The organism is Shewanella khirikhana (genome assembly GCF_003957745.1).
In the GTDB taxonomy this organism is placed as follows: domain Bacteria; phylum Pseudomonadota; class Gammaproteobacteria; order Enterobacterales; family Shewanellaceae; genus Shewanella; species Shewanella khirikhana.
The window spans coordinates 2,083,325-2,097,401 of sequence record NZ_CP020373.1; the positions used below are offsets into that span (position 1 = coordinate 2,083,325).

Genomic DNA, 14,077 nt, shown 5'->3' on the forward strand with positions numbered 1-14,077 from the left:
TCTAATCTCAAATTCCAATTTTTCTCGTTTGTTGTTCTCATCCGACCTGACTAAAATGGCCTCGTTTTCCGGAAGTGTCTGCCTGGCAGATTGTGAAAACAAAGAACATTTTATCGCTGTGTCTGACACATCGATATCATCCCTGGTTCTTATGCTTGACTTCCTTCCTTCAATTTGTTGATTGCAATGCTTATTCTTTTGCGGCCCGCTTGGTTTCAAGCGGGCTTTTTTTTATGCCTCGCATTGCTGCATCCGCGCAACAAAAAAGGCCGCACTGTGCGACCTTTCTCGTTCAATAGGTCTTAAATTGCCTTGGTGATCTGTACCACGACCCGGCGGTTACGGGCGCGCTCATCCGCCCCCTGGTTTGATGCCACATGGCGGGTCTCGCCATGGCCTTCGGTTTGAATGCGGTTGGCCGGGATCCCCTTGCTGACAAAAAACTCCTTCACCGAGGCGGCGCGCTTATCCGACACCTTCTGGTTGATGCTGCGCCCGCCGTAACTGTCGGTGTAGGCGTTGATCACAATCAGCTCAACTTCCGGATCCTGACTCAAATATTCCTGCACCCGGGCAAGCTGGGCCTTGGAGAAACGGGTCAGCTCGGTGCCACCGGCTTCGTAATTAAGCACTGTAAAGGCGATATCATCAAAACTGTAGGGTAAAAGCCCCGACAGACACTGACGAAACTCGCTGTATTTACGGCGGAAATTGGCAGCAGACAAGCCCACGGCAACCTTGTTGTCGCTGTTGTACCAATCGGCGTAGTAAAAGGTAGGCTCACGGCCGCGCTCCAGTTCGGTCAGCATCGACCAGGCGGCTTTTTTCGGCACTTCACCGTTGAAGTCTTTCATGTAGCTAAGGCGGGTGATGTTTTTTTGCTGCTCACCGGGACGCCATGCCGGCGCCTTGCTGACCAGCGTTGCCTGGGTGGCCGCATCCGGCTTGGTCCACATATCCAGCGTAAACAGCAAATTCTGCTCTTTTCCGGCAGCACTGGAGAACACCGCCTTGCCATAAGCCGGGATATCGTGCTCAAGCGAGCAGCGAATGCGGGAGTTTTCCGCCAGTCGCCAATGCGAGTCGTCTATGGATGCCACATAATGACGCATGTCCGCCGCCGCCCCTAAAGGCAACAGTAACACGGGTACCACAAGGCATTTACGCCACCAATTACACCACATAAGAAATCTCACCTGAGTGTGCCTACCTTGAGGGTATCGACCAAAACAAGGGTTTCTTTAGCCTGGATTTTGTACAATCAAACATGACAGCCCGTTTTGCTTTTAGCATAATAGCGCCCTTTGAAATTGCCAGAGAGTTCTGATGTCCGACGCCTTCAACCCCAACAAGCTCAAATACAGGTTCCGTGGCTACTATCCTGTGGTTATCGATGTTGAGACCGCGGGCTTTAATGCCCAAACCGATGCCTTGCTGGAAATTGCCGTCACCCTGCTGAAAATGGATGATGACGGTGTATTGGGTCTGGACAAGACACTGCATTTCCATATCGAGCCATTTGAAGGGGCCAATCTGGAACCGGCCGCCCTGGCTTTTAATGGCATTGACCCCAATAACCCGCTGCGCGGCGCTGTCAGTGAAAAAGAGGCCTTTTTGGAGATCTTCAAGGCCGTACGCAAAGGCATGAAGGCCAGCGATTGCCACCGCGCCGTGGTGGTGGCCCACAATGCCGCCTTCGACCATGGTTTTGTCACCAAGGCGATTGAACGCAGCGGCGTGAAGCGTACGCCCTTCCACCCCTTTGCCACCTTCGATACCGCCTGTCTGTCAGGCTTGGCCCTTGGTCACACAGTGCTCGCCCAGGCCTGTAAAATCGCCGGCATTCCTTTTGATAATAAAGAAGCACACAGCGCCCTCTATGATACCGAGCGCACCGCTGAGCTCTTTTGTCATATTGTTAACCGCTGGAAAGCCCTCGGCGGCTGGCCGTTGGCCGCAACCCTGGACGAAGAAGAGAGTGCACAAGCAGAGGCCGATGGAGAAGCCGGGGCCGATGAATAACCATCGCCGTCTCTGGACTTAGTAGATCAATCGCTACCGGCAAGATGCAAAAAAGCCGCCCTTGGGCGGCTTTTCTATTTATAGGCGCTCAGGCCGACACCATTACAGGTCGTCAGCGTTTTCGCTCAGGTAAGCAGCAACGCCGTCTGGGTTGGCGCTCATGCCTTTCTTACCTTTTTCCCAACCGGCTGGGCACACTTCACCGTGCTCTTCGTGGAACTGCAGCGCGTCAATCATACGCAGCATTTCATCAACGTTACGACCCAGTGGCAGATCGTTCACTACCTGGTGACGAACCATACCTTCTTTGTCGATCAGGAAAGAACCACGGAAAGCCACACCGGCTTCTGGGTGCTCAACGTCGTACGCCTGGCAGATTTCGTGCTTAACGTCAGCAACCAGAGTGTACTTAACAGGGCCGATACCACCCTTTTCTACTGGGGTGTTACGCCATGCATTGTGGCTGAACTGAGAGTCGATAGACACACCGATTACTTCAACACCACGCTTGGTGAACTCTTCCATGCGGTGATCGAAGGCGATCAGCTCAGAAGGACAAACGAAGGTAAAGTCGAGTGGGTAGAAGAAAACCACGGCTGGCTTGCCCTTGATGGCAGCAGTCAGGTTGAAGTTGTCAACGATTTCGCCTGAACCCAGAACGGCAGCAGCAGTAAAATCGGGGGCCTTGCGACCTACTAATACGCTCATTGGTAACCTCCATCTATGGATTGAGCTATGGATAAAACGAACTTTCCTGTTGGATATTCAGCATTATAAGAGGTGCCCGTACGCTTACAACCCAAATCGGATTAATATCACACAATTGCCATACAGAAGGGGCCGGAAGCGTATTTTATCGCCGTAATGCCCTTATGCAGATCACGGTCTTTGCATCTGTGGAACCGCGCAGGATCACAATTGCCAAATTTCAGCGTCATTTCAGGCAAGCTGCTGGACAAGCGTGGGAAAGACTGTCAAAAATAGCCCTTTTGACTCGATGAAGACTTTTTCATGATGAACTCCGTAGTTATTGCGGTTTGCCTGATGCTGGGCCTGAGCCTTGCGCGGGTAAACGTGGTTATTGCGCTGACCATCAGCGCCCTGGCAGCGGGGCTGTGGGGCGGGATGGATATCTCCGCCACCATAAATGCCTTTAATACCGGCCTTGGCGGCGGCGCCCAGATCGCCCTGAGTTACGCGCTGCTTGGCGCCTTTGCGGTTGCCCTGTCCCATTCCGGACTCACCACAGTTATCTCCCAGTCGGTAATTAAAAAGCTTGGCCGGGAAAACGATACCCAAGCCCTCGGCGCCGTGCGTATTTTGCTGCTCATTGCACTCCTGGCCATGGCGATGGCCTCCCAGAACATATTGCCAATCCACATTGCCTTTATTCCCATTCTGGTGCCACCGCTGCTGCACCTGATGTCAAAGCTGAAGCTCGACCGCCGTCTGGTGGCCTGCGTGCTGACTTTTGGTCTGGTTACCACTTATATGGTGCTGCCTGTGGGGTTTGGCGGCATCTTCCTGAACGACATTCTGCTGGCAAACCTGACCGGTAATGGCCTTGAAGCCAGCCGCGAGCAGGTGCCCGGCGCCATGCTCATTCCGGCTATCGGCATGATCCTGGGCCTGTTGGTGGCAGTGTTTATCAGCTACCGCAAACCCAGAGACTATGATGAAGAAACCATTCTTGCCGCCGAGCCGGAAGCCAAGGTAAATGCCCGCAGCCTGGTGGTGGCAGTTATCGCCGTGCTGGCAACCCTGGCGGTGCAGCTCTACACAGATTCGATGATTTTCGGTGCCCTGATTGGCTTTATGGTGTTCAGCCTCTCCGGCGCCCTTAAGCATGTGGCTGACCAGGATATTTTCACCCAGGGCGTGCGCATGATGGCCAATATCGGCTTTATCATGATTGCCGCAGCAGGCTTTGCTGCCGTGGTGAAAGCCACCGGCGATGTGGGCAATCTGGTGTCGTCTCTTAGCGGTTTGATTGGCGATAACAAAGCATTGGCGGCCTTTTTGATGCTGCTGGTCGGCCTGCTTATCACTATGGGCATTGGCTCGTCTTTCTCCACCATCCCGATCATTGCCACCATCTATGTACCGCTGGCGCTGTCGTTTGGCTTCTCGGTACCGGCCACCATTGCTCTGGTGGGCACGGCCGCTGCGCTGGGGGATGCAGGCTCGCCTGCGTCTGACTCCACCCTCGGCCCTACCGCTGGCCTTAACGCCGACGGCCAGCACGACCATATGCGTGACAGCGTGATCCCGACCTTTATCCACTACAACATCCCATTGCTGGTGTTTGGCTGGATAGCGGCTATGGTGCTCTGACGGAAGTGTTGCTTTGACGTAAGTGTTGCTCTGACCTGAGTTATGCTGTGAAGTGAATTATCAAGCAACAAAAAAGCGCCCTCGGGCGCTTTTTCAGTTTTAGAGCAGCTTACTTGGTGCCGAAAATCTTATCACCGGCATCACCAAGACCTGGCAGGATATAGCCCTTTTCATTCAGGCATTTATCGACAGCCGCAGTGTACAGCTCGATATCCGGATGGGCTTTTTCGAGTGCGGCAATACCTTCCGGCGCGGCCACCAGCACCAGCGCTTTGATATGCTTACAGCCGCGTTTTTTCAACAGGTCGATGGTAGCAATCATGGAGCCGCCGGTCGCCAGCATGGGGTCAACCACCAGGGCGATACGCTCATCCACGTTGCTGCACAGCTTTTCGAAGTAAGGCACAGGCTCGAGGGTTTCTTCGTCGCGGTAGATACCCACCACAGAGATACGGGCGCTGGGAATATGCTCAAGCACACCATCCATCATCCCAAGACCGGCGCGCAGAATCGGCACTACAGTCACTTTTTTGCCTTTAATCTGATCCACTTCCACCGGGCCATTCCAGCCTTCGATGGTGACGGTTTCGGTTTCAAAGTCAGCGGTGGCTTCGTAGGTGAGCAGACTGCCCACTTCGGCGGCGAGTTCACGGAAACGCTTGGTGCTGATGTCACCTTCTCTCATCAGACCAATCTTGTGGCGAACCAGGGGATGCTTAACCTCGACAACTTTCATGTCTCACTCCTGCGTGTTGGCATTTTTCGGGCAAATTTTTTCGATTTTAGTGTATTTGTTCTTTAGATAAAACAGAAAGTTTTGTGAAAACGTTGAATCGTGAAGCAAGTCGCTTCCCTGCTGGCGAAAACCCCCGCTTAAAACCAAAACTGCCCTTTCGACACCCCTCACAAACTGGTAGAATACGCCCCCAATAAAAACCACTCGATGTACCCTATCTAGAGGATCCTCCGTGAGCACTCCTACCCCACTGAGCTATAAAGACGCCGGTGTCGATATCGACGCAGGCAATGCACTGGTTCAAAACATCAAGTCTGCCGTTAAGCGTACCCGCCGCCCTGAGGTGATGGGTAACCTGGGTGGTTTTGGTGCCCTGTGTGAACTGCCTTCCAAGTACAAGCACCCTGTTCTGGTGTCTGGCACTGACGGTGTGGGAACCAAACTGCGTCTGGCTATCGACTTCAAGAGCCACGACACCGTAGGTGTGGATCTTGTTGCCATGTGTGTGAACGACCTGATCGTTCAGGGCGCCGAGCCGCTGTTCTTCCTCGACTACTACGCCACCGGCAAGCTGGACGTGGAAACCGCCACCTCTGTGGTAAACGGTATCGGTGAAGGTTGCTTCCAGTCTGGTTGTGCCCTTATCGGTGGTGAAACCGCCGAAATGCCTGGCATGTACGAAGGCGAAGACTACGACCTGGCCGGTTTCTGTGTGGGCGTGGTTGAGAAAGCTGACATCATCGACGGCACCAAGGTGAAAGCCGGTGACGCGCTGATTGCCCTGGCCTCAAGCGGTCCTCACTCAAACGGTTACTCGCTGATCCGTAAGGTATTGGAAGTGAGCCAGGCCGATCCTCAAATGGATCTGAACGGCAAGCCGCTTATCAAGCACCTGCTGGAACCGACCAAGATTTATGTGAAATCACTGCTGAAACTGATTGCCGAAAACGATGTTCACGCCATGGCGCACATCACCGGTGGCGGTTTCTGGGAAAACATCCCCCGCGTACTGCCTGAAAACTGCAAGGCCGTGGTGAAAGGTGACTCCTGGCAGTGGCCCGTGGTGTTTGACTGGCTGCAAAGCGCCGGCAACATCGAAACCTATGAAATGTATCGCACCTTCAACTGCGGCGTGGGCATGGTTGTTGCTCTGCCTGCAGACAAGGTGGATGCCGCACTTGAACTGCTCAAGGCCGAAGGCGAGAACGCCTGGCACATTGGTCATATCGCCGAGCGTAACGGCGATGAAGAGCAGGTGGAGATCCTGTAATGAGTTGTCGCGTCGTCGTCCTTATCTCTGGCAGTGGCAGTAACCTGCAAGCCATTATCGACCAGTGCCATGGCCAACATGGTGTGGAGCTGGTTGGCGTTATCAGCAACAAGCCCGATGCCTATGGCCTGGTACGTGCCCATCACGCCGAGATAGACACCAGCTGCGTCATCGCCCGCAAGGGTGAGAAGCGTGCGGACTATGACGCGCGTCTGACCGAGGTGATTGAAGCCTACCAGCCCGATTTGATTGTGCTGGCTGGCTTTATGCGGATCCTCTCCGATGGATTCGTGACCCGCTACCTGGGTCGTATGCTCAATATTCATCCGTCACTGCTGCCCAAGTACACCGGCCTCGACACTCACCAGCGCGCCATTGACGCCGGTGACAGCGAGCACGGTGCCAGCGTGCACTTCGTTACCCCAGAGCTGGATGCGGGTCCTGTGGTGTTGCAGGCCAAGGTACCCATCTACGAAGGTGATGACGCTACCCTGCTGGCCGAGCGGGTTCATGAGCAGGAGCATGCCATCTACCCACTGGTGGTGAAATGGTTTGCTCAGGGCCGTCTTGCGATGAAAGACGACACTGCCTTCCTCGATGGCGATGCCATAGGCCCAGGCGGTTATGCGCCGGATTGATATCCGTTTTCACTGATCTGCACCCGCAAAAGAGGCCACCGGCCTCTTTTGTTTTTTTAGGTCACAGCAATATCCCAAGTCTCAGCCATGCATCTGTCTACTGTGGCAATTTTCAATCCGCCATTGAAAATGTGCACCAATTGGCATTAGATAGACAAGCCGTCCATTATTCTCTCCAGGGACGGGAGTCTTAAGGATTTTTCAATGAAAAACATCATCTGTGATATCGACGGAGTTTTGCTTCACGACAACAAGCTGGTACCTGGCAGCGACAAGTTTATTCATCGCATTCTCGAGCAAGGCAATCCGCTGGTGATCCTCACCAACTACCCGGTGCAGACCGGCAAAGATCTGCAAAACCGCCTCGAAGCGGCAGGGATTAATGTGCCGGAAGAGTGTTTCTATACTGCCGCCATGGCTACGGCGGATTTTTTAAAGCATCAGCAGGGCAGCAAGGCCTTTGTGATTGGCGAAGGCGCCCTCACCCACGAGCTGTACAAGGCGGGCTTTACCATCACCGACATTAACCCCGACTTTGTGATTGTGGGTGAAACCCGCTCCTACAACTGGGACATGATCCATAAAGCTGCCCGCTTCGTGGCCGCCGGTGCCCGCTTTATTGCCACCAATCCGGACACCCACGGCCCCGCGTATTCACCGGCCTGCGGCGCTCTGTGTGCCCCTATCGAGCGTATTACCGGCCGCAAACCCTTCTACGTGGGCAAGCCCAGCAGCTGGATAATACGCTCGGCGTTGAACCATATTAACGGCCATTCCGACAATACGGTGATCATCGGCGACAACATGCGCACCGATATTCTGGCGGGCTTCCAGGCGGGGCTTGAAACCATCCTGGTGCTCTCGGGCGTCAGTCGTCTCGAAGATATCGAAAAAGAGCCGTTTCGCCCCAATCACGTGTTTAACTGCGCCGGCGATATCGACGTGGTGTAACGGTTTGAAGCTGGCAGCAGCGCTGCCACAGTCACAAATTGACACTAAATTTTGGCCGTTTGCCTTGTCACAGGTAAGCGGCCTTTGTCATTATGGGCGCCGCAATCAAATTCAAACAAAAACAACACAAAAATAACAAGGTACCCTATGAAACCTTTGCTCCCGCTGGGGCTTTTGCTGCTTACCTCCTGCTCCCAGGGCGGTATGGTCAGCCAAAAAGTGCCAGAGCCGGACTTCAATGAGGCCCGTTTCCGTAATGATATCAAAGTGCTGTCATCCGACGCCTTTGAAGGCAGAGCCCCCACCACCCAGGGCGAAACCCTCACCCTCGATTATCTGACCACTGCCTTTAAGGCCGCCGGACTCAAGGGCGCCAACAACGGCAGCTTTTTACAAAGCGTGCCCATGGTGACCTACACCGCATCAGAGCAGCAAAGCATTCGCCTCGGCAGTTTGCACCCCGCCTATAGCAAAGACATAGTGCTTGGCAGCCGCCATAACAATCAGGGCATCGATATCAAGGATGCACCTCTGGTGTTTGTCGGCTACGGCATCAAGGCCCCCGAATATGGCTGGGACGACTACGCCGGGCTCGATATGAACGGCAAGATTGCTGTTATTCTGGTGAACGACCCGGGTTTTGCGCTGCCTGAAAGTGGCAAGTTCAAAGGCAAAGCCATGACCTACTACGGTCGCTGGGACTACAAATTTGCCGAAGCTGGCCGCCAGGGAGCCCTTGGCGCCATCATCATCCACGACACGGCGCCTGCGTCTTACCCCTGGTCTGTGGTGGAAAACAGCTGGACTGGCCCGCAGCAGGATCTGGTTTCCAGCCCGGATGCTGCTCCCCGGGTTCAGGTAGAAGGTTGGATGCAGCTGGAAACCGCCAAGGCGCTGTTTGCCGAAGCCAATCTCTCCCTCGATATCCTCAGCAAAGCAGCAGCCCAGCACTCACTCAATCAGCCCCTTGGCAAAAGCGCCGATATCGCCTTTGCCAACAGTGCCAGTTTCTCTGACAGCCACAATCTGGTCGCCACCCTGCCCGGCACCGACAAGGCCGACGAGCATATCCTCTTTACCGCCCACTGGGACCATATCGGCAAAGATGACAGCCGCGAGGGCGACAAAATCTATAACGGCGCCCTGGATAATGCCTCGGGCGTAGCGGGCATTCTCGAAATTGCGCGTCAGTTCGCGGCGCTCGATGCCATGGGCTTTAAAAACCGTCGCTCATTGACCTTTATCGCCACCACCGGCGAAGAACAGGGACTGCTGGGCTCACGCTATTATGCCGCCCACCCGCTGTTCCCCATCGATAACAGCATTGCAGTGCTGAACCTTGACTCCACCAATGTGTATGGCCGCACCAAAGACTTCACCATAGTCGGTAAGGGCCAATCGCAGCTGGAAGACTACCTCACCTCCGCCGCCAAAGCTCAGGGCCGCGAAGCCGTGCCGGAGAAGAACCCGGCCTCCGGCGGCTTTTTCCGCTCTGACCATTTCAGCTTTGCCAAGCTTGGCGTACCTGCGGTATTTGCCGGTGGCGGCAGCATCCCGGTTGATGAGGCCACCGCCGCCTACAAGCAGGAAATGCAGGCCAAGATGAAAGGCTGCTACCACAATGTCTGTGATGAATACCGCGCCGAGTGGGATTTATCCGGCGCGCTGGAGGATATGGCGGTGTTTTATGAAGTGGCCCGTGAACTTGCCAACAACGAACACCGCCCCGGCTATTACCAGCGCAGCGAGTTTTATCCGTTAAGACCGGCGAACTGAGTTCAGTAGGCTTTTGTCAGCAACAAGGTTAACTAAACAGGGCATCTTCGGATGCCCTGTTTGTTTTGTGTGCAAACAACTCAAAACAGCAAAAAGTTGCAGTGCTGCCAAGCGGTTGCCGATCTGCCAATCCCAGTCGGCTTCACCCCCCCAAAAATCCAGCATCATCAAAATCTTGTGCGTAATTTTGGCGTTTCATCATTTTTTGAGGCGCAAATCTCGCGATCACACCACCAAAAAACCAATTTAAATGTCGATTCATCAGTTTTTGTGTTTGCGTATTGAAGATTTCGCTGGCAAAGTGGCTAAACATTGATGCTCAGGAAGTAAAGTGCGGAGTTTGTTATGTGTTCGATTTTTGCCATTCTCGATATCCAGTCCGATGCCAAAGCCATGCGCCAGGTGGCATTGGAAATGTCCAAGCTGCTGCGTCACCGCGGCCCCGACTGGTCAGGTATCTATGCCGATGACCACGCAGTATTGGCCCACGAGCGCCTTGCCATTGTCGACATTGAACACGGTGCCCAGCCACTGCTGAGCGAAGACGGCAGCCTGGTGCTGGCGGTAAACGGCGAAATCTACAACCACAAAGAACTCAAAGCCGAGCTTGGCGACAAGTACAGCTATCAGACCAACAGTGACTGCGAGGTGATCCTGTCGCTGTATCAGGAATATGGCAGCGACTTCCTCGACAAACTCAACGGCATCTTCGCCTTTGTGCTCTACGACAAGGCCAAGGGTACCTACCTGATTGGTCGCGACCATATCGGCATCATTCCGCTTTACACTGGCCGCGACGCCCAGGGCAACTTCTACGTGGCTTCTGAAATGAAGGCGCTGGTGCCCGTGTGTAAAACCGTGGAAACCTTCGCTCCCGGTCACTACCAGTCAAGCAGCGACGCCGCGCCCGTACACTACTATCAGCGTGACTGGAAATCCTATGATGCCGTGGCCGAGAACGAGGCCAGCGTGGATGAGCTGCGCGCCGCACTGGAAGCTGCGGTCAAGCGCCAGCTGATGTCAGACGTGCCTTATGGGGTGCTGCTCTCGGGCGGTCTTGATTCCTCTATCGTTTCCGCCATCACCCAAACCTTTGCCAAACGTCGCATCGAAGATGACGATGAAAGCGAAGCCTGGTGGCCACAGCTGCACTCCTTTGCCGTGGGTCTTAAAGGCTCGCCGGATCTGGCAGCCTCCCGCAAGGTGGCGGACGCCATTGGCACCATTCACCACGAAATCCATTTCACCTTCCAGGAAGGATTGGATGCCATCAAGGACGTGATTTTTCACCTTGAAACCTACGATGTGACCACCATTCGCGCCGCCACCCCTATGTATCTGATGGCACGTAAAATCAAGGCGATGGGCATTAAGATGGTGCTATCAGGTGAAGGTGCCGACGAGCTTTTTGGTGGCTACCTGTATTTCCACAAGGCGCCAAACCCACAGGCCTTCCACGAGGAGCTGGTGCGTAAACTCGACAAGCTGCACCTGTTCGACTGCCTGCGTGCCAACAAGGCCATGGCGGCCTGGGGTCTGGAAGCGCGGGTGCCCTTCCTCGACAAAGAATTCATGGACGTAGCAATGCGCTTAAACCCTGCCGCCAAGATGTCCGGCAAGGGCAAAATCGAGAAGCACATTCTGCGTGAAGCCTTTGAGCATAAGCTGCCAGCTGAGATTGCCTGGCGTCAGAAGGAGCAATTCAGTGATGGCGTAGGCTACAGCTGGATTGATGGTCTCAAGGAGCAGGCTGCCGCTCAGGTGGATGATTTGCAGCTCGCCAACGCCCGCTTCCGCTTCCCGCACAACACGCCGGAAACCAAGGAAGCTTACTTCTATCGCTGCTTCTTTGAAGAGCTGTTCCCGCTGGAGTCTGCTGCGCTGACCGTCCCCGGTGGCAAGAGTGTCGCCTGCTCTACCCCAGAGGCGCTTGCCTGGGATGAAAGCCTGCAAGGCATTATCGACCCCTCCGGCCGCGCAGTGCGTGAAGTGCACGCTCAAAGTTACTGATAATCAGCAATGTAAAAGCCCCGCGATTGCGGGGCTTTTTGTTATCTTTGCCAGCGCTTTGAAGCATAACTGCGCTCAAACGCTACTCGTCCTGTATTCTGCCGCGCCAGCAACGTTCCATTGCCTCTAAACGGGTAAAAGCCTGCTTGAGAATAAGCTCCCGCGCGGCGCTGTCTGCCAGGTGCCAATCGAGGATTTCCTGATAACTGCGGCCACAGCCGATACAGATGTCGTCATCGTTAAGGCAACAGTTGCGTACACAGGGCGACGGGACCTTGTCCATTGCCAGTCTCAGGCGAGCTTCTTCATGTAGTGCGCCTGTACAAGCTCGCGCACTTCCATGGTCAGGCTCGATGCCACCACATCCGCCGCGGCAATGGCATCAGCGACCGCTTGCATCAGTGCCAGTTTCTGCTCGCTGCTGCGGCCGGGCATAATGGCAATATCCACATGGATAAAGCTGTCATCGCCCTGACCGGTGAGCGCCGCATCGGCCCTGTGGGCGCGGGTTTTCACCGACACAGGGTCAAACAGACCGCTTTGCAGCATGGCGCCATGGCAGGCTTCAGTGAGCTTTTGAGCCAGCTCGTCGCCCATTAAATTAGGCGAAAAATCAATCACACAATGTGGCACTTGCTCTCCTATTCTGACCAGACGGCATACTCGTTGCCGCTGGGACAGACAAAATGAAAACGGCGACCGCCGGGGAAGCTGAACACCGAGCGCACAATGCGACCGCCATGGTGCATGATGTGCTCTTGCTTCAGGGCAAGGTTGTCGCTGTAAAGCACGATAAGGGGCGCCGCCTGGGCGCTGAAACTGGCAGGGGCCTGATAGAAGCCACCATCGATTCCGACATCGAGAAAGCAGCTGTATTCAGGGCCGTAATCCATAAACTGCCAACCGAAGGCGGCGGCAAAGAAGGCTTTGGTGGCGTTAAGGTCCCGGCAGGGGATCTCAAGATAGTTGATGCAATCGACCCGGTTCATACTGCGCTCCCTTTCACAGTCATGCTGAGCGTCCTGCGCGGCCCAAAGTTCACACTTACGGCGGCTCACGACGTGCAAGTCAGGTGTCGGGGCGCTTCATGCGCCCCATTCAACGCCAGTTTATCCCTGCAGCAATCCGGCAACAAGACCGATGAGACCGCCAAATACGCCGCCCCAGACCACCAGCCAACCCAAATGCTCGCGGATCATCTCCTGCACCAGGGTTTTCACCAGCTCGGGGGTCAGTTCATCCAGTCGGCTTTGCACGATTTGAGCTATCTGCCCTTTGAAATCACTGAGCATTTGCGGGCTTTCCAACTCATTGACCAAAAGCTCATGGAAGCTGTCGGAGCTCGCGATTTCAGCCAACGAGGCCTTCATCTTTTCTTCGAAGGGTGCCTTCATGGGTTCGAGCGCTTCCACGCCGCCAAACATGGACAACATGCCGCCAAAGGATGATTGCGCCACTGTGGCCACTAACGCATCGAAAGCGGGGCTTAAATCAATTTTGTCGATGACGGGGGTCAGATCCAGCATCTTGCTGCCTGCCTGACCACTTAAGAAACGGTCGATGTTTTCGTCAGTAAAAAACTGACTCATCATCAGATTGTGAATGGCTGTTTTAAAGGCTTCAAACTTGGCAGGAATAACCCCGGAACCATACAGGCCCGGCACCTTTTCAAACAGCATATGAATGGCAAGTTCATTGGTAATCGCGCCCGACAGCGAGAACAGGCCGACAGAGGTGACAAGGGGCTGGCCCGTGGCCAAGCCTGCCGCCGTGACCGCTGCGGCCACACCATTGGTTACCAAACCTTTGTTCATCGGATCCCCCGGTTGGACTATGCAAAAATCGGCGGCATTTTAGCAAGTTGTCCAACCAAGTCCAACGCCCTTAGCGGGAAGCGAGCAGCTGATAGATGTTGCGATCGCCAGTGTCGGTGTCGAGTGCCACTGAGGTGGAATCATCCACCAGGGTGCGACGAACAATCAGCACGTCGGTTTCGCCGGCAAGCTCCATGGCCTTGTCGGCCAGCATTTGGGCCACACCGCGGTCACGATAGGCTGGGGTCACATAGCTGTCATCAAAGTACCAAATAGGCTTCAAATGCAGCGATGAAAATGAGGGGTATAACTGAATGAACCCGACAGCATTGTGCTCGTCCAGTGCCACAAAGATCACCGAGTCATTTTCGCAAAGGCGGCTGGCAATAAACTCCCTCACCCCAATGGGATCGGACTCTTTGCCCAGGCTCTGGCGATAGGCGTTGAACAGCGGAACCAGATTGTCGAGATCGTTTTCGGAGGCTAAACGTATTTGCATGCTTCTTCCTTGAATTTACCTATGCTC

At 54.6% G+C, this 14,077-nt stretch carries 16 protein-coding genes; 7 read left to right on the top strand and 9 right to left on the bottom strand.

The features are described 5' to 3' along the window. Nucleotides 1-302: 302 nt before the first annotated feature. Nucleotides 303-1,112: a flagellar protein MotY gene (locus STH12_RS09090; RefSeq protein WP_269467457.1), complete on the bottom strand. Its 810-nt coding sequence runs from the start codon at nt 1,110-1,112 to the stop codon at nt 303-305. A 214-nt stretch (nt 1,113-1,326) separates the two neighbouring features. Here STH12_RS09090 and rnt point away from each other — a divergent pair, with 214 nt between their 5' ends. Continuing rightward, on the top strand, nt 1,327-2,022 hold the full coding sequence (rnt, locus tag STH12_RS09095) for a ribonuclease T (protein ID WP_126167247.1): 696 nt from the start codon (nt 1,327-1,329) through the stop codon (nt 2,020-2,022). Nucleotides 2,023-2,124: 102 nt separating this feature from the next. On the opposite strand, the gene STH12_RS09100 is transcribed toward rnt, so the two are convergent. Next, nucleotides 2,125-2,730, bottom strand: coding sequence for a peroxiredoxin (locus STH12_RS09100; protein ID WP_126167248.1), 606 nt, complete (start codon nt 2,728-2,730; stop codon nt 2,125-2,127). Nucleotides 2,731-3,036: 306 nt separating this feature from the next. Between STH12_RS09100 and STH12_RS09105 the strand changes: the two genes are divergently transcribed. Then, nucleotides 3,037-4,356 (top strand): Na+/H+ antiporter family protein, encoded by a 1,320-nt coding sequence (locus STH12_RS09105; protein WP_126169478.1) that lies wholly within the window; start codon nt 3,037-3,039, stop codon nt 4,354-4,356. Nucleotides 4,357-4,465: 109 nt separating this feature from the next. On the opposite strand, the gene upp is transcribed toward STH12_RS09105, so the two are convergent. After that, complete coding sequence (gene upp, locus STH12_RS09110) at nt 4,466-5,092, bottom strand: uracil phosphoribosyltransferase (protein ID WP_126167249.1); 627 nt, start codon at nt 5,090-5,092, stop codon at nt 4,466-4,468. A gap of 232 nt (nt 5,093-5,324) precedes the next feature. On the opposite strand from upp, the gene purM reads away from it, so the two are divergent. From purM to STH12_RS09130, 4 genes are all read left to right on the top strand, one after another. Then, nucleotides 5,325-6,362: a phosphoribosylformylglycinamidine cyclo-ligase gene (gene purM, locus STH12_RS09115; RefSeq protein WP_126167250.1), complete on the top strand. Its 1,038-nt coding sequence runs from the start codon at nt 5,325-5,327 to the stop codon at nt 6,360-6,362. Further along, nucleotides 6,362-7,000 carry a phosphoribosylglycinamide formyltransferase gene (purN, locus tag STH12_RS09120; RefSeq protein WP_126167251.1) on the top strand — a complete coding sequence of 213 codons (639 nt, stop codon included), beginning with the start codon at nt 6,362-6,364 and terminating at the stop codon, nt 6,998-7,000. The genes purM and purN overlap by 1 nt, the downstream gene beginning before the upstream one ends. A 204-nt stretch (nt 7,001-7,204) precedes the next feature. Continuing rightward, the gene (locus tag STH12_RS09125; RefSeq protein WP_126167252.1) at nt 7,205-7,951 is read left to right on the top strand and encodes an HAD-IIA family hydrolase; all 747 of its coding nucleotides are present in this window, start codon (nt 7,205-7,207) and stop codon (nt 7,949-7,951) included. 147 nt (nt 7,952-8,098) lie between these two features. After that, a complete protein-coding gene (locus STH12_RS09130) occupies nt 8,099-9,727 on the top strand; it encodes a M28 family metallopeptidase (protein WP_126167253.1) in 1,629 nt (542 codons plus the stop codon). 142 nt (nt 9,728-9,869) lie between these two features. Here the strand turns inward: STH12_RS09130 and STH12_RS21435 are convergent, their stop codons facing one another. Next, on the bottom strand, nt 9,870-10,040 hold the full coding sequence (locus STH12_RS21435; protein ID WP_164551174.1) for a hypothetical protein: 171 nt from the start codon (nt 10,038-10,040) through the stop codon (nt 9,870-9,872). 32 nt (nt 10,041-10,072) lie between these two features. Between STH12_RS21435 and asnB the strand changes: the two genes are divergently transcribed. After that, a complete protein-coding gene (gene asnB, locus STH12_RS09135) occupies nt 10,073-11,737 on the top strand; it encodes an asparagine synthase B (RefSeq protein WP_126167254.1) in 1,665 nt (554 codons plus the stop codon). Between the two features lie 82 nt (nt 11,738-11,819). On the opposite strand, the gene STH12_RS09140 is transcribed toward asnB, so the two are convergent. The 5 genes from STH12_RS09140 to STH12_RS09160 all read right to left on the bottom strand — a co-directional run bounded on the left by STH12_RS09140 (nt 11,820) and on the right by STH12_RS09160 (nt 14,050). Further along, complete coding sequence (locus STH12_RS09140; protein ID WP_126167255.1) at nt 11,820-12,020, bottom strand: DUF1289 domain-containing protein; 201 nt, start codon at nt 12,018-12,020, stop codon at nt 11,820-11,822. Nucleotides 12,021-12,028: 8 nt separating this feature from the next. Beyond that, nucleotides 12,029-12,370, bottom strand: a complete 342-nt coding sequence (locus tag STH12_RS09145) for a 5-carboxymethyl-2-hydroxymuconate Delta-isomerase (protein WP_126167256.1) — start codon at nt 12,368-12,370, stop codon at nt 12,029-12,031. 8 nt (nt 12,371-12,378) lie between these two features. Next, on the bottom strand, nt 12,379-12,726 hold the full coding sequence (locus tag STH12_RS09150) for a VOC family protein (RefSeq protein WP_126167257.1): 348 nt from the start codon (nt 12,724-12,726) through the stop codon (nt 12,379-12,381). A 120-nt stretch (nt 12,727-12,846) separates the two neighbouring features. After that, nucleotides 12,847-13,551 (bottom strand): DUF445 domain-containing protein, encoded by a 705-nt coding sequence (locus STH12_RS09155; RefSeq protein WP_126167258.1) that lies wholly within the window; start codon nt 13,549-13,551, stop codon nt 12,847-12,849. Nucleotides 13,552-13,621: 70 nt separating this feature from the next. Continuing rightward, nucleotides 13,622-14,050 (bottom strand): GNAT family N-acetyltransferase, encoded by a 429-nt coding sequence (locus tag STH12_RS09160; RefSeq protein ID WP_126167259.1) that lies wholly within the window; start codon nt 14,048-14,050, stop codon nt 13,622-13,624. Between the last annotated feature and the right edge of the window lie 27 nt (nt 14,051-14,077).

Bases quoted from the DNA above. Each gene is read 5' to 3' on its own strand.
- STH12_RS09090 (WP_269467457.1), bottom strand. From the start codon at position 1,112: ATGCGTCATTATGTGGCATCCATAGACGACTCGCATTGGCGACTGGCG.
- rnt (WP_126167247.1), top strand. From the start codon at position 1,327: ATGTCCGACGCCTTCAACCCCAACAAGCTCAAATACAGGTTCCGTGGC.
- STH12_RS09100 (WP_126167248.1), bottom strand. From the start codon at position 2,730: ATGAGCGTATTAGTAGGTCGCAAGGCCCCCGATTTTACTGCTGCTGCC.
- STH12_RS09105 (WP_126169478.1), top strand. From the start codon at position 3,037: ATGAACTCCGTAGTTATTGCGGTTTGCCTGATGCTGGGCCTGAGCCTT.
- upp (WP_126167249.1), bottom strand. From the start codon at position 5,092: ATGAAAGTTGTCGAGGTTAAGCATCCCCTGGTTCGCCACAAGATTGGT.
- purN (WP_126167251.1), top strand. From the start codon at position 6,362: ATGAGTTGTCGCGTCGTCGTCCTTATCTCTGGCAGTGGCAGTAACCTG.
- STH12_RS09125 (WP_126167252.1), top strand. From the start codon at position 7,205: ATGAAAAACATCATCTGTGATATCGACGGAGTTTTGCTTCACGACAAC.
- STH12_RS09130 (WP_126167253.1), top strand. From the start codon at position 8,099: ATGAAACCTTTGCTCCCGCTGGGGCTTTTGCTGCTTACCTCCTGCTCC.
- STH12_RS21435 (WP_164551174.1), bottom strand. From the start codon at position 10,040: ATGTTTAGCCACTTTGCCAGCGAAATCTTCAATACGCAAACACAAAAA.
- asnB (WP_126167254.1), top strand. From the start codon at position 10,073: ATGTGTTCGATTTTTGCCATTCTCGATATCCAGTCCGATGCCAAAGCC.
- STH12_RS09140 (WP_126167255.1), bottom strand. From the start codon at position 12,020: ATGGACAAGGTCCCGTCGCCCTGTGTACGCAACTGTTGCCTTAACGAT.
- STH12_RS09150 (WP_126167257.1), bottom strand. From the start codon at position 12,726: ATGAACCGGGTCGATTGCATCAACTATCTTGAGATCCCCTGCCGGGAC.
- STH12_RS09155 (WP_126167258.1), bottom strand. From the start codon at position 13,551: ATGAACAAAGGTTTGGTAACCAATGGTGTGGCCGCAGCGGTCACGGCG.
- STH12_RS09160 (WP_126167259.1), bottom strand. From the start codon at position 14,050: ATGCAAATACGTTTAGCCTCCGAAAACGATCTCGACAATCTGGTTCCG.